Origin of the sequence: Exiguobacterium sp. s194 (assembly GCF_018618275.1) — a bacterium.
GTDB lineage: Bacteria > Bacillota > Bacilli > Exiguobacteriales > Exiguobacteriaceae > Exiguobacterium > Exiguobacterium chiriqhucha.
This window is the reverse complement of sequence record NZ_JACSLT010000002.1, coordinates 67,609-82,346: the sequence shown is the minus strand read 5'-3', so window position 1 is coordinate 82,346 and position 14,738 is coordinate 67,609. Positions and strand designations below refer to the sequence as shown.

The following is a 14,738-nucleotide window of genomic DNA, read 5'->3' as shown; positions in this document are numbered from 1 at the left end:
CTTCTCAAAATAGTCCTTTAGCCGCCGAGTCAGGGCGGCTTTTCTCATGTATACTTAATTTACAAAATAATTCCAATTTTGCAATTCGATTGTGGAGGAACGACTATGAAGTGGAGTCATGTAGTTGCAGGTTTGGCCATCAGTATGAGCATCATCCTCAGTAACGACCACGTCCATGCCGCGGCCGGGTTTCAAACGACGACGACGGGAACGGTCTATACGACAGAAGACGGCACGGTGCTGACCGGCTGGCAAGTGATTGACGGCAAGACGTACTATTTCGCGGCAGATGGGACGATGGCCGTCGGTTGGCAAGCAATCGATGGCGCTACATATTATTTTGAAACGGACGGTGTGCTCGTCACCGGGCGCTATTCGATTGACGGGGCGATCTACTTGTTCGCCGCCGACGGGAAGCAGCTGAAAGGCTGGCAACAACTCACGAACGGTCTCTATTACTTCAAATCGAATGGCGTCATGGCGACCGGCTTTTTGACCGTGGACGGGAAACGCTACTTGTTCTCTCTTGAAGGGAAACGGTTGAGCGGTTGGCAAACCGTCAACGGCGTGAAGCATTACATATTCGAAAACGGAACGATTCGGTCGGGCATGTACACGATCAACGGTAAGAAATACTTGCTCTTGAAAGACGGACAGGTCGCGACCGGCTGGCACCAAATCGGCACGCGCCACTACTACTTCGGTACAAGCGGTGTACGCCAGCACGGGCTGAAAAAGATTGGGACGACCGTTTACGGTTTCCACGAGACGTACGGCTATCGGTTGGCCGGCGTTCAAAAAGTCGCCTCTCGCTATTACTATTTCGGGACGGACGGAAAACGTCGCTACGGCCTGCAGACGATTGACGGCAAAGTGTACGGGTTCCATCCCGTCTACGGCTATCGTTTGCAAGGAAAACACAAGGTCGGGACTCGCTATTACTACTTCCACTCGACCGGCGTCCGTGAGACTGGTTGGAAATATACGACGCAATACGAATATTTTGCACCGACCTTGACGAAGAAGACAGATTGGCAAGTCATCAACGGCAAATGGTATTTCTTCGATCTGTCGGGCGTCATGTATAAGAACAAACGCATCGGTAACGCCGCGTTCGATGCCCGGGGCGCCTATAGCAACCCGCTCTCCACCTATAAGATGAGCGTGCCGCTCTATCGTCAATTTGCTATGGGCTACCCGTCCGGCTGCGAGTTCTTCTCGCTCAAGATGGCGCTCGAGAAAAAAGGACGCGTCGTCAGCGCCGAGACGCTATATCGGGAGATGCCGAAAAGCATGTGGAACGCCCGCTATGAGAATCGGCTCTACCGCTGGGTCGACCCGAACGTCATGTTCACAGGCGACCCGAAAGGCAAGCTCAGCAAATATCGCAACTACGGCATTTATCCGAAAGGCATGATCAATTTCTCGAGCAAATACCGGCCTGTGAAAGACTTGTCCGGCCAAGGATTATCTTCAATCGAGCGCGAGCTGTCACTCGGCAATCCGGTCATCGTCTGGGCAAGCGTCGACTTTAAACAGCCTTACGGTCACTTCAATTGGTATACCGCTTCGAACAAAAAATTCACCGGTTTCGTCAATTATCATGTCATGCTCGCGACGGGCTATGACAAGAACAACCTCTATATCAACGACCCGTACCGCGGTCGCCTTGTCATCCCGAAAAGCCAAGTTAGCTCTGTCATGGGCGCGACGGGATGGAAAGCACTTGCCGTACGATAATCGACCAGCCATCGGAGAAATCCGGTGGCTTTTTAGGTACAACGAATCAAATTCAGAAATAAAATTTCCTATTTTATTCACTTTATATTGAATTAAAAATACAGAATGGTACACTTTCCAATAAGTAGTAAAGCGCTTACATTCATGAAGGAGGAAAAGTTATGAAGAAATGGATTGGTGGCCTCGCCGCCCTCACGCTCGTCACGTCATCTGTCATGTTGCTCGATGCCGATGCCAAGTCAGAGCCGAAGAAACCGAAAGTCGAACTCGGGGTCGACCGGTTGATGGACAATCCTGAAATCTTGGCCGGTAAACGAGTCGGACTGATCACGAATCCGACCGGAATCGATGCCAACATGACGAGCATCGTCGACTTGTTTCATAACTCAGATGATTTCGAATTGACGGCACTGTACGGACCAGAACACGGTGTCCGCGGTGATGCGCAAGCCGGATCGACGATCAGTTCATATATCGACGAAGTGACGGGACTCCCCGTCTATAGTCTGTATGGAGCGACGAAAAAACCGACGGCCGAGATGCTCAAAGACGTCGATGTGCTCGTCTTCGACATTCAGGACGTCGGCACACGCTTCTATACGTACATCTATACGATGGCGTATGCGATGGAAGCCGCAGCCGAGAATGGCATCCCGTTCGTCGTCCTTGATCGTCCAAACCCGCAAGGTGGCCTCCGCGTCGAAGGTCCAGTGCTCAACCCGGCCTATTCGAGCTTCATCGGCCTCTATCCGATCCCGCTCAAGCATGGGATGACCGTCGGTGAGCTCGCACGCTTGTTCAATTCGGAGTATCAGATTCAAGCCGACCTCGAAGTCGTCAAGATGAAGGGTTGGAAGCGCTCGATGCTGTACGAGGATACGGGACTCCCGTTCGTCATGCCGTCACCGAACATGCCGACGACGGACACGGTCAACGTCTATCCGGCGACCGGTCTGTTCGAAGGGACGAACCTGTCAGAAGGACGCGGCACAACGAAACCGTTCCAATTGATTGGCGCCCCTTACGTGAAGGCGCATGACTATGCTAAGACGCTGAACGCGCTCGAGCTTCCGGGCGTCACGTTCCGTGCCGCCTCGTTCACGCCGACGTTCTCGAAGAACGCGGGCAAACTGTCGCACGGCGTCGAGGTGTACGTCACAGAGCCGACGAAGTTCGAAGCGGTCAAGACCGGTATCGCCATGGTCAAGACGGCGCACGACCTGTATCCGGACGAGTTCGAGTTCCTCTCAAACGACTTCATCACGAAGCTGACCGGGAACGCCTACGTGAAAGACATGATTCTCGCCGGCGAGTCGCTTGAGGCGATCATGACGAAAGTCGATGCCGAGCGCGATGCGTTCTTGCCGATTCGGAAAGAGTATTTGTTGTATAAATAAGGAGCAGGCAGGCTCACTTGAGTCTGCCTCTTTTTGTAATCAAATGGTAATACCCATTCCCGCCCTATTCAATATATTATATGGTTATATTATCGAAAAAGGAGCTTCCCATTTTGAAAAAATCTGCCTCAGTCTTGCTCGCTGCCGCCTTAGCGACCGCGTTCACATTTACCCCGACGTCCCCGCTCACCGTCAATCCGATCACGGTCGAAGCCTCATATCGTGAGACGGCCGTCAACACGAAAGGTTCCGTTACGGGAATCAGTCAAATCAACGTCCGAAAAACACCGTCAAGCTCAGCGACGAGTGTAGGTAAAATTGTTCGCGACGGCACGATAATGGTCCGGACGTCATTTACGACGAACGGGGCCCGCTGGTACAAAATCCAATGGGGCACGGGGTACGGTTACGTTCCGGCCACGTATATCAAGCTGTCGACAGCCGAAGTCGCGTTCACGAAGGCGACGTACGTCGCCCCATCGAGCGTCTACTTAAAGTCGCGTCCGCTCACGACCTCGTCGAACGTCGTGTTCTTGCGCCAAGGAATGAAGCTTGAGACGATCTCGTATCGTTACACAGGCACGACGCGTTGGTATAAAGTGAACATCGGCACGAAGACGGGGTATATTTTGGCGAAACACATCACGTTCAAAGCCCCGGCGAGCGGTGTCTTGGCCGAGACGAACGAAGAGCGTCAGACGGCTGGCTTATCGGCGCTCGCAGCGTCGGGCGAAGCGAACCGTGTCGCCCAAGTCCGGGCCGACGAGATGGCACAGACGGGCCAGTTCTCGCATCAGCTCCGTGAGAACGGGAGCCCAGGGGACACGCTCGATGCCTACGATGTCAGCTATCGTGGTTGGGGTGAGAACATCTATATGGGGTCGAACGACCCAGGCGCAGCGGTGAACGCCTGGATGAACTCGAGCGGCCACCGCGCCAACATCTTGAACGGGAACTTCACGCACCTCGGTGTCGGCAAGGCCAAGAACGCGCAAGGCTCGACGATTCATGTCCAAGTCTTTTTGACCAAATGAAAAAACGGGAAGTCGCTATTGTCGCGACTTCCCGTTTTGTATTAGCGGCGTTCGTCTTTCAGGCTTTCGAGGTTTTGTTGGGCTTGGCCGGTCTTCTCTTTGGCCGTACCCTTCACTTGATCTTTCTGGCCTTCACGCTTGAGCGATTGATTGTCCGTCGCTTTGCCAACCGCTTCTTTCGCTTTGCCTGCCGCTTTATCGATCAAACCATCAACTTTTTTGTTTAGTCCGTCTTTCATGTGAATCTCCTCCTCGTGGTATCATGTCTAATTCATGTACCACTCTGAGGAAAATTCAAACGTAATGCTCTTTGACAAGAACCCGGAAACGTGGTCGGACGGTCAACTCAATCGTCGTCACCGTGCGGTTCCGGTCCTCGTTCATGACGATCAACAGTTCGCCGTGATCGCGGCGATCCTCGAGCACCTCGACTTTCCCGACCGTTCGCAGCAGCTGATAGTACAACAACTCCCCCGACGCGTCCTTGACGTTCACCTCGAACTCGTGGTAGCTCGGGGAGATTTTAAAATAAAATGACTCCGTCCCGTTCGAGAAACGGAACACCGACTCGTCATAATAAAACGGGAGTGTCGTATCCATCCGTTTCGGCTCGACCGTACAAAACAACGCCCACGTCATCTCATCTGGAAACTTCTCGCTCGACTCTTCTTTGTTGAACTGCCACCCTTTCATCGCGATCCCTCACTTCAACTTCCATTAATTGTCTGAATAATTCGACTATTATAATTCATTCGTCATTGGGTTCGGAAGTTCCTGCAAACGGGAACAAAACATTGTATGCTTTTTCACGTTCCTGATTTGAAAGGAGTTGCGTCCATGTGTCTATCATCGCGCTCGACCATGTCACGAAACGGTTCGGTGAGACAATTGCCTTGAACGACTTTTCACTTCACGTCGAGGCCGGTGAACTGTTCGGCTTGCTCGGACCGAATGGGGCCGGAAAGACGACCGCCATTTCTGTCATGCTGAACTTATATCCTGCCGACAGCGGTACCATCCGTATTTTCGACCACTCGATGCCAAAAGACGAGCAGACGATTAAACGGCGCGTCGGTATCGTCCCGCAGCATGTCTCCGTGTACGACCAGCTGACGGTGTTCGAGAACATTCAATTTTTCGCCGAGCTGTACGGGTTCAAACCGGCCGAGGCCAAACAAAAGACCGTGGCCGCCCTCGACTTCGTCGAACTCACCGCGCACCAAAAGAAACGTCCGCCGGAACTGTCCGGGGGGCTCCTTCGTCGTCTCAACATCGCCTGCGGCATCGTGCATGAACCAGAACTCATCTTTATGGATGAACCGACCGTCGCCATCGACCCGCAGTCACGCAACACCATCCTCGAGAACATCCGTGAGTTGAATCGACGCGGGGCGACGATCATCTATACGTCCCACTATATGGAGGAAGTCGAGATGCTCTGCGACCGTGTCGCCATCGTCGATGAGGGACGAATTATCGCCGAGGGCACGCAAGATGAGCTGAAAGATCAAGTCATGACGCTCGAGACGGCCCGCATCAAAGTCGACGCCCTCACTCCGGGCCTCTTGGAACGACTCGAATCACTCGAGCGGGTGAAGAAAGTCGATTACGAGGAACCGTTCCTCGACGTGTCACTCGAGAAAGACACCCCGCTCGCCCCGCTGCTCGACGTCCTCCATGACGAGCGGGTTCGCTTCACCTCGATCACGGTCGACCGTCCGTCCTTGAATACCGTCTTCCTGGCGCTGACCGGTAAGACACTTAGGGAGTGATGACGATGAAACTATGGACGTTCATCAAATATGATGTCAAACAGCAACTGCGGGACCGCTCGACCTTGTTTTGGATGCTCATCTTCCCAATCATTCTCATCTTCGGGCTCGGGACGATGCTGTCGGCCATCTTCAATAGCAACTTCTCGCTCCCGGTCACGGATGTCGCCTACGTCGAGCAGTCGACGGATGATTACCGGGTGCCGCTCGAGACGTTCCTCGCCGACGACGACATCAAAGCATTCATCAATCTCGTCCCGTACGATAGTATCGCCGCTGCTGAAACCGGCGTGAACGATGGCGACGCCGACGTCATCCTCCATTTGGACGGTCCCGACGTCCGTCTGCTGTACGAGGAACCGTCGACAATCGAATTTGACGTCATCGAGGCCATTCTCCGGCAATATACGGACGTCGCCAATCAGCAGATTATGCTCGCTGAGGCAGGTGTTTCCGCCCCGTTCGAGCCCACGACGTTCATCGACAGCGAGAGCGTCGATTTGTCGGGTCGGACCCCGACATCACTCGAATATTTCACCGTCACGATTTCCATCATGACGGCACTGTTCGGTGCATTCTACATTACCGGCATGCTCAGTGAGGAGAAGCCGATGACCGGGAGTTATCTCCGGATTCAAGCCGCTCCCGTCAAACGGATCGAATATCGCCTGGCTCGCAGCTTGAGCCGATACACCCTCATCTTCCTGCAACTCGTGCTCGTGTTTTGGTTCAGCCACTTCGTTTATCGCAGCTTCTCACTCGATTATGTCGAGTTCGGGCTCTTGTTTATCGCTTTGCTCGCCCTCGCCTTATACGGTACCGCGTTCGGTTTTCTCGTATCGAGTCTGCCCCGTCTCTCGCGCGGTACGAAAGATGCGATCGTCAACGGGTTCGTCGCCATCATCATGATCCTTTCCGGCGGTTACGTCCCTGGTTTCGATCAAGTGACGCTGAGCGTGGCACCGTGGGCCCAATACGTCTTCATGCCGATCTTTATGCGGGAAGGCATGCTCCAGGTGCTTCTGCGCGGTGGGGATCCAGCCGTGTTTTGGCAGAGCCTTGGTTGGCTCTCCTTGCATCTCCTCGTGTTCGCCGTCCTCAGTCTCTTGCTTTGGAAAGGGGTGAACCGTCGTGGTGCTATTTAGACATGTCGCCAAGCGCATGCTGCGGAAAAAAGGGCTATGGGTGTTCACGTTCGTCTCCGTATTCGGTTTCGCCTTGATTCTATCTTTCCTCAGCTCGACGTCGGCGTTGAACGCCTCCATCGGCATCCTCGACCGGGATGGCGGGGCACTCGCCAATCGTGTGATTGAAGAAGCGGGACGGTTCGGTTCGGTGACACCGCTCGAGACGGACGAGACCGATGAAGCGTTACTGCAAGGACAAGACGTCGTCCTGACGATTCCGGACGGATTCACCGAGGCGCTCTTGAATGGCGAGACGCCGCGTCTCTCGTTCAGCGCGACCGAAGGAAGTGACGCCGCGTTGATCGAGCAAGCGCTCAACTCGCACCTGTCTCGTGAGCGGCAGTTACTGATTGCAAGTGATTTTGACGAAGAGCGTTTCAACGAACTGGCCGATCTTGAGACGGAGAACGGCTATACGCTCTCGAGCGAGCCGTTTCAACAGAGCGTGGCGACGACGACGCGAACGCAGGCGTTCCTCGGTCTACTGTCGTTCGTCATGATGTCGGCCTTTCTCCAGTTCATCCCGTTGTTCGTCGCCGACGACCAGGACGAGAAAATCTATTCCCGCCTGTTCGCCGCCCCGGTCACACCGCGGCGTTACATCGGTTTGTTGTTCGTATCGTTCTGTGCGGTCGGGTTGCTCTACGTGCTCATGTTGCTCGCCTTCAGTGCCGTGCTCTATCGACAAGACATTCTAGCTCACCTGCCTGTCCTGACGTTGTTGTTCATCGTCTATTTGTTCGTCTGTCTCGCCATCGGGTCGCTCATCGCCATCCTCGCGACGAATCGGGAGAAAGCGAACATTTGGCAGACGTCCGTGACGATGGCAGCGGCCATCACCGGAGGCGCCTTCATCAGTCTGACGTGGCTTCCGGAGACGCTCCAAGTCGTCGGGCGCTTCTTGCCGACGTATTGGTTCAACTACGGGGTCGCCCAGATGTATGAGGACCGTTTCCCGGTCAACTCGGTCCTCATATTGCTCGGGATGGCGCTCGTCATCTTCCTCCTCATCGCCTGGGCGTTGAAGAAGCGACCGCTCACATGAAAAAGGAGAGCCGCGATGGCTCTCCTTTTTCTAATGCTTCAATCACCGCTGCAACGTCGGCACGATTTTCTTGAAGAACACCTCGACGAGTTCAGGGTCGAACTGCCGGCCCGCTTCTTCTTCGATGACCGCGAGTGCCTCATCAAGCGTCTTCGCTTTCCGGTACGGGCGTCCCGTCACCATCACGTCGAACGTGTCGGCAATCGAGATAATTCGTGCCGCGAGCGGAATCTGCTCGCCGCTGATCCCTTTCGGATATCCTTTCCCGTCCCACCGCTCATGATGGGCGAGTACAATCTCGGATAGTGGCCCATACTCCGGCACCGTGCTCAAGATGTTATAACTCACTTCGGGATGACGTTTGATTTCACGCCATTCCGCCTCAGTCAACATCCCAGGCTTGTCTAAAATCTCATTACTAATCGCAACCTTGCCGATATCGTGAAGCGTTGCGGCCGTAACGAGCTCGTTCACTTCGGCGCTCGTGAAGTTCATCGCTTGCCCCAGTTGTCGTGACAATTCGGCAACGCGCTGTGAATGGGCCTCCTCGCGCGGAATCTTCTCATAAAGCGTCCGCATGATGAGTTGAATCGAGTAATGTCGCCGGCTCTGTTTCTCGGATACCTTATGGTGGTACATTCGATCTTCGGCCAAGTTGAACACTTCGGAAATGGAAAGCGAGTCGTCGACTTTCACCGCTTCCCCAAACGACGCCGAGATTGGCAAGCCTTCGATTGCTTTATCGTGAAACAGCTGACTCAAGCGTTCTGATAAAAGAATTGCCTCGTCGCGCGACGTGTTCGGCATGATGATGACGAACTCATCGCCTCCGATTCGAGCGACCGTATCCTTGCCACGAATTTCACGCTTGAGCGTCATCGTCGCTTCAATCAACAAACGGTCCCCGACAAGATGACCAAACGCGTCATTCGTCAACTTTAATCCGTTAATATCAACGACAATCAAAGCGAGCGGATAATAGCATGGTTCGTCGTATGTGATCAGAGCCTCATCGAAATATCGACGATTTTTTACCCCGGTCAATTGATCGTGATAACTCAAGTATTCGATTTCCATCTCATATTTTTTCTTCTCGGTCACATCGCCGATATAGCCGTGCCAGAGGACGTGACCTTCACCGAGCTTCTCTGGACGCGACGATCCTAAAATCCACGTCGTCCCCCCGTCCGGTGTGATGACACGGAACTCCGCGTCCCAAATCGTCAAATTCTCATACGACGCCTCGATACTCGCCATCACGTTCGGGTAGTCATCGGGATGAATCTTCGAGAACACGAGCTCCGGGCCGTCCTTCATCTCCTCGAATGTGATCCCGGTCAACACTTCGAATCCTCGGCTAAAGAACGGAAAATGGAAACTGCCGTCCGGTCGGCGCTCAAACTGATAGATGGCACCAGGGACTTGATCCGATAGTTTCGTGAGCAAACGGTCCCGCTCGGCGAGTTCTTCCTCGAGCTGGACCCGCTCCGTCACGTCTTTGGCGACGGCATATATATAATTGCCTTGTGCCTTTGAATGCCATTCGATTGAGCGATAGTCCCCGTCGACGGTCCGGTATCGGTTGATAAAGCGGAAGATGTCTTGCCCTTCCTCAAGCAAGGCGAACGCTTCATTCGTCTTCTCGACGTCATCGGGATGGACGAGGCTCGTGAAGTCCATATTCTCGAGCTCTTCGAGTGGAAACCCGAGCACGCGCTCCCAAGCCACGTTCAAATGGAAAATTTCATGATTTTTATAAGACATGATGCATTCCAAATCGACAGTCGCAAACCCTTCGAACATCGATTCTTTCGCATCTCCGATTTGCCGGTCTGCTTTCGTCATCTGTTCAAGGATGTGCACGATGTACAACTCAACGAGACCGAGCCGGCTCGCTTGTTTATTTCCTTGCATGACGATCGTCAAATCTCCATAAAATACGCCATCCTTCTCGATTTTGAATAAGATGACTTGACCGAGGTCAAAGATACGCAAAATATTTTTGATGAGCCGCTTCGGCAGCACACCTTCGACGAGCGGTAAAATATCGTCGAAGATAATCGGGCTCGGCGCTTCTAACAACTTCAATCGTTTTGGACTCATCGGCCATTTTCGTCCGACCGGATGGAAGCCGAGCACGTCGAGACTGCGTTCGAGCAGCTCATCGATTCCCGACAAGGCAACGGTCGAGTACGTATTGCCATCGTCATCGACTAGATTGAGTGTCACGGCCTTGGCCCCGGTGAAACCACGAATCTGATCGAGAAAATGTTGGTTCATCAATAGTTCGCGCCCGGTCGTGACGAACCGGTGTGACACGTTGACGAGTTGCTTCAGTGCATTGTTCTCTTGGACGTGTGGCGTAATGTCATGGAACAACGTCGACACGTACCCCGGACGTTCACTGAACACGGACAACTCATACCAAGCCTTGTTGCGGCGGGAGAAATGTTCGAACGTGATCGCTTCCCCACTATCCACGGCCCGTGCGACTTGGACGATCCACTCCCGTTCGCTGTACTCAAAGTCTTTCAACTTGTCGGTGATGCGCCCCCCGAGAAAGTGTTCGCGCTTCGCCTTCATGATGCGCTCGAACGCCTCGTTCACTTCATGGAACTCGTAATCGACGGGCTCCCCCGCCTCATCGTAGAGCACTTTAAATTCGACGTAGCCTTGGGGCATATGGCGCAACAAGGATTGGAATTTGGTTTGGTCTAGGTCTGCCACGTCGGTTCCTCCTCTGCTTACTTCTATTATTCAGTTTACCTCATTTTTTATGAATTCCCTATATTTGCCGAATCGATTCTTGTGAATCGGTTACATGAAGTTTTTGTAAAGGTACACGTTCGACGGTTGCATAAATTTGCTTAGGTTGTTACACTGATTTCGACATCCGATATCGAAAATCGATTTCAAGGAGATGATGTACGTGGAAGACCGCGTCCTTCGCAAGCTGTTCCTCGGCTTTATTCATATTCACATCTTGCATCATGCCGCCGAACATCCGGTATATGGCGCGTGGATGGTCGAAGAACTTCGAGAGCACGGCTACTCGATCAGTGCCGGCACGCTCTACCCGATTTTACACACGATGGAGCAGGATGGCCTGCTCGTCCGGACAAATGAACTCGTCGGAGGCCATATCCGGAAGAACTATACGACGACCGAAAAAGGTCTCGTCGTGTTGGCGGAAGCCCGTCAAAAAGCGTACGAACTATTTAAAGAGATTAAGGAGTGAATCACATGTCTAAACAACGGGTAACGTTCAAGACGTTACTAGAGATTTTATTCGTCTCGACCCGACTTGGGCTGACGTCGTTCGGCGGACCGGTCGCCCACCTCGGCTACTTCCATGAGGAGTACGTCCGTCGCCGCAAATGGATGGACGAACGCGCCTACGCCGACCTCGTCGCCCTCTGTCAGTTCTTACCTGGCCCAGCCAGTAGTCAGGTCGGGATCGGGATTGGTATCGTCCGAGGTGGGATTCTCGGCGGGATCACGTCGTTCATCGGCTTCACATCACCGTCCGTCATCGCCCTCATCTTATTCGCCTTGCTCGTCTCAGGACTCGACGTCTCCGATGCCGGCTGGCTCTATGGATTGAAAGTCGTCGCCGTCGCCATCGTCGCCCACGCCATTCTCGGTATGGCCGGCAAATTAACTCCGGATGCGAAGACCCGCACAATCGCGTTCTTCGCGCTCGCCGGCGTGCTGTTATGGCAAACCGCCTATAGCCAAGTGCTCGTCATCTTGCTCGCCGGTCTGGCCGGCTTCTTGCTATTCAAACCGAACAACTTGGACGTCAAATCGGCGTCGTTCCCGCTCTCGAAACGACTCGGGGCGACGCTGCTCGGTCTGTTCGGTGCGTTGCTCGTCATCTTGCCGATCATGCGTGAGACGATTGAAAGTCAATCGATTGCCTTGTTCGATAGCTTTTATCGGGCCGGAGCGCTCGTCTTCGGTGGTGGTCACGTCGTCTTGCCGCTGCTCGAGCGTGAGCTCGTACCGACCGGTTTCTTGAGCGAAGAAGCGTTCCTCGCCGGTTACGGGGCCGCCCAAGCCGTACCGGGACCGCTCTTCACGTTCGCGTCTTACCTCGGGACGGTCATCAATGGTGTGCCGGGCGGACTGCTCGCGACGGTCGCCATCTTCTTGCCGGCGTTCCTGTTGATTCTCGGTGCCTTGCCATTTTGGGATGCGCTCCGTCGCAACCCAAAAGTCGCGGGCGCACTCATCGGGGTTAACGCCGCCGTCGTCGGGATTTTGATTGCGGCGTTCTATCAGCCGATTTTCACAAGTACCGTCAACGGTGCGGTCGATTTCGTCTTCGCCGCCTTCTTGTTCGCCATGATCGCGTATTGGAAGATGCCGCCGTGGGCGCTCGTCATCGTCGGCGTCATCGGTGGGATGATGATTGGTACGTTATAATATAAAAGGACTTCATGACGAAGTCCTTTAGGAAGTCGACGAACTAATCGCTTATTGCGAATTAGTTCGTCTTTTTATTTGTGGACACCTTAACACATCATAAACGGTTACCAAATGGCAGGTACTCGCGTCGTCCATCCGACGGCGCCGGAGACTCCTAAGGAATCAGCGAGCAAAGGGAGACCCAGCAGCGTTAAGCGATGCGGCTCCCTGCTCGCCCTAGGAAAGCGAAGGCGCCGAGAGGATGAGCGCATAAGATTGGATTGGTCATAGACGAAGGGACTTCGCGCTGAAGTCCCTTTTGTCATGCTCGCCATTTCCAGCGCATATAGTTGATGAACAGTTTCACGTACGCCAGCTGTTCGCGGGCGACGTATTTCAGTTTCGTGGCCGTCGGCGTCTTCGCATAGAGCGCGTCGGTCGATAGACCAAAATACAGCCGCCCGACGAGTCGGGCCCGTCTGACGTGGAAGTCGTTCGTGACGATGGTCAGCCCGGGCGCGCCGTCCCAAATCGGGCGGCTCAACTGAAAGTTCTCCACCGTCGACGTCGACTCCGCCTCGATATGGATTCGGGTCTCGTCAATCCCTCGGGCCATTAATTCCCGGGCAATGACGCGCGCTTCCGCCATCCCTTCATCGGGACCTTGTCCGCCGGAAGCGATCAGTTCGACGTGCGGATACTGGTTCGCATAGGCAGCGGCTGCTTCAATTCGATAGCGCAAAGCGCTCGATGGTCGGATGCCATTCACTTTGGCGCCGAGGACGAGGACGTACCGATACGTCCCGTCGGCGGTTCGTCGTTTCATCTCTCTCACCTGCCTACTTGTTAGTATAGCGAGTTCTCGTCAAAAAAAGCCAATCATCGCGTGGATGATTGGCAGTTTGTTAAAAGCTATCTTCATAATCCCCAGACATACCAGAGATGCGGTCGTTATGCATGAACAAGACGAGGTCGACATCGTTCTCTTCGACGTAGTCCGTGATATCGACTTTGCCTTCCGCGTAGCGGACGTCAATCGCCGACACCGTTCCGAACGACTCCCCGAGGAAGCCGAGCACCGGGTTCGCATATGAATCCTTCAAGACGAGCACATGCAAGTCGTTGACCGGATCTTTCTGCTCGATGCGCAACTGTCCGTAGTTGTCTTTCATGAACACTTTATAGAAATCAGCGAATCGGTTCGTCTCTTCCGCTTCTTCGCGGGCGATGACCGAATGACCGCAATCATCCCCGTTCCGGCATACCTCGGTCGTGAAACCGTCTTTCGGTTCCATCCACTCCAAGTAGTCGAGCTTCTCGACGTATGGAAGGGAAATCTCACGAGCGTATGAGCCGTAGTAAGGCTGCTCGATTTTGAACGTCTCCATGTCGGACGCCTCTAATTTTGGCACGTCCTCATAGTCCTGTTGGAGCCGCTCGATGATTTGCTGATACCCGAGGAATGCGCCTTGCACGTTCCAGTGGTGATCGTTATAGAAATAGATGTCTTCCATCGGCTGCTCAAAGAGCGTCTCTCCGAGGTCGATGAGCTCAAAGTCGGCCCCATCGACCGCGTCATGGAGATTGCCGCGGCTCTCTAAGTCACCACTGATGACGTAGTCCGGAATCATCTCGTTTTGCGCCGCATGGACCGGTTTACTCGGCGCGGACGCGAAGTAGACCGGGACATCCTGTTCTTGCATCGCTGCCCCGAACTCAGGGAACAGACGCTTCATGTTATCGAACCCGCGTACAGGCTCATCAGGACCGATGAGCACCCCATTGTCGAGGGCGAGTACCCCGTTATTGATTTTTTGTTGGAAGACGTTCTTTTGGAAGCCTGCCTGCAGACCCATCCAACGGTCACGTTGAAACACTTGGTCGCTCGAGTAGCTTTCGAACTCTTCCATGTAAGAACCATCCCGCACGGCACTGACCGAGACGTCCGGCTGTTGCGCGAGCTGACGTCCTTCTAGTACCGATACTTCCCGATCCTGACCGAACCAATACGTGGCCAGTCCGAGGAAAATCACTCCTAAAAAGACACCGAGCAACAGAAAATCGGCGAACCAGGATTGTTCGAGCCCTTTCGGCTTTTTCTCAATCGGCCGCGGGCTAGGTTTTCTAGAATCTAATGGCTTCTGCATCATATT

General features: G+C 53.8%; 13 protein-coding genes. 8 read left to right on the top strand and 5 right to left on the bottom strand.

The window, feature by feature from the left end:
- Positions 1–105 precede the first annotated feature (105 nt).
- The 3 genes from KNP85_RS02320 to KNP85_RS02310 all read left to right on the top strand — a co-directional run bounded on the left by KNP85_RS02320 (position 106) and on the right by KNP85_RS02310 (position 4,171).
- Positions 106–1,740 carry a C39 family peptidase gene (locus tag KNP85_RS02320; RefSeq protein ID WP_214801072.1) on the top strand — a complete coding sequence of 545 codons (1,635 nt, stop codon included), beginning with the start codon at positions 106–108 and terminating at the stop codon, positions 1,738–1,740.
- Between the two features lie 161 nt (positions 1,741–1,901).
- Positions 1,902–3,137: an exo-beta-N-acetylmuramidase NamZ family protein gene (locus tag KNP85_RS02315; RefSeq protein ID WP_131471861.1), complete on the top strand. Its 1,236-nt coding sequence runs from the start codon at positions 1,902–1,904 to the stop codon at positions 3,135–3,137.
- A gap of 113 nt (positions 3,138–3,250) precedes the next feature.
- A complete protein-coding gene (locus KNP85_RS02310) occupies positions 3,251–4,171 on the top strand; it encodes a CAP domain-containing protein (protein ID WP_214714126.1) in 921 nt (306 codons plus the stop codon).
- Between the two features lie 41 nt (positions 4,172–4,212).
- On the opposite strand, the gene KNP85_RS02305 is transcribed toward KNP85_RS02310, so the two are convergent.
- Both KNP85_RS02305 and KNP85_RS02300 read right to left on the bottom strand, forming a co-directional pair.
- Positions 4,213–4,410, bottom strand: coding sequence for a CsbD family protein (locus KNP85_RS02305; RefSeq protein ID WP_021066447.1), 198 nt, complete (start codon positions 4,408–4,410; stop codon positions 4,213–4,215).
- Positions 4,411–4,465: 55 nt separating this feature from the next.
- The gene (locus KNP85_RS02300; protein ID WP_214799265.1) at positions 4,466–4,864 is read right to left on the bottom strand and encodes a hypothetical protein; all 399 of its coding nucleotides are present in this window, start codon (positions 4,862–4,864) and stop codon (positions 4,466–4,468) included.
- A 146-nt stretch (positions 4,865–5,010) separates the two neighbouring features.
- On the opposite strand from KNP85_RS02300, the gene KNP85_RS02295 reads away from it, so the two are divergent.
- The 3 genes from KNP85_RS02295 to KNP85_RS02285 are packed head-to-tail and all read left to right on the top strand — an operon-like array spanning position 5,011 to position 8,175.
- The gene (locus KNP85_RS02295; RefSeq protein WP_214756255.1) at positions 5,011–5,943 is read left to right on the top strand and encodes an ABC transporter ATP-binding protein; all 933 of its coding nucleotides are present in this window, start codon (positions 5,011–5,013) and stop codon (positions 5,941–5,943) included.
- 5 nt (positions 5,944–5,948) lie between these two features.
- Positions 5,949–7,088 (top strand): ABC transporter permease, encoded by a 1,140-nt coding sequence (locus KNP85_RS02290; protein WP_251136188.1) that lies wholly within the window; start codon positions 5,949–5,951, stop codon positions 7,086–7,088.
- Positions 7,075–8,175, top strand: a complete 1,101-nt coding sequence (locus KNP85_RS02285) for an ABC transporter permease (protein WP_214801066.1) — start codon at positions 7,075–7,077, stop codon at positions 8,173–8,175. Before KNP85_RS02290 ends, KNP85_RS02285 begins: the two co-directional genes overlap by 14 nt.
- A gap of 42 nt (positions 8,176–8,217) precedes the next feature.
- Here KNP85_RS02285 and KNP85_RS02280 read toward each other — a convergent pair whose 3' ends face one another.
- The gene (locus KNP85_RS02280) at positions 8,218–10,902 is read right to left on the bottom strand and encodes an HD domain-containing phosphohydrolase (protein WP_353048903.1); all 2,685 of its coding nucleotides are present in this window, start codon (positions 10,900–10,902) and stop codon (positions 8,218–8,220) included.
- Between the two features lie 202 nt (positions 10,903–11,104).
- Here KNP85_RS02280 and KNP85_RS02275 point away from each other — a divergent pair, with 202 nt between their 5' ends.
- Together KNP85_RS02275 and chrA are read left to right on the top strand one after the other, a co-directional pair.
- On the top strand, positions 11,105–11,413 hold the full coding sequence (locus KNP85_RS02275; RefSeq protein WP_021066441.1) for a PadR family transcriptional regulator: 309 nt from the start codon (positions 11,105–11,107) through the stop codon (positions 11,411–11,413).
- 5 nt (positions 11,414–11,418) lie between these two features.
- The gene (chrA, locus tag KNP85_RS02270) at positions 11,419–12,603 is read left to right on the top strand and encodes a chromate efflux transporter (RefSeq protein WP_214801063.1); all 1,185 of its coding nucleotides are present in this window, start codon (positions 11,419–11,421) and stop codon (positions 12,601–12,603) included.
- Positions 12,604–12,907: 304 nt separating this feature from the next.
- Here chrA and KNP85_RS02265 read toward each other — a convergent pair whose 3' ends face one another.
- Together KNP85_RS02265 and KNP85_RS02260 are read right to left on the bottom strand one after the other, a co-directional pair.
- Complete coding sequence (locus KNP85_RS02265; protein WP_214801061.1) at positions 12,908–13,411, bottom strand: YdcF family protein; 504 nt, start codon at positions 13,409–13,411, stop codon at positions 12,908–12,910.
- 79 nt (positions 13,412–13,490) lie between these two features.
- Positions 13,491–14,732 (bottom strand): DHHW family protein, encoded by a 1,242-nt coding sequence (locus tag KNP85_RS02260; protein WP_214801059.1) that lies wholly within the window; start codon positions 14,730–14,732, stop codon positions 13,491–13,493.
- Positions 14,733–14,738 lie beyond the last annotated feature (6 nt).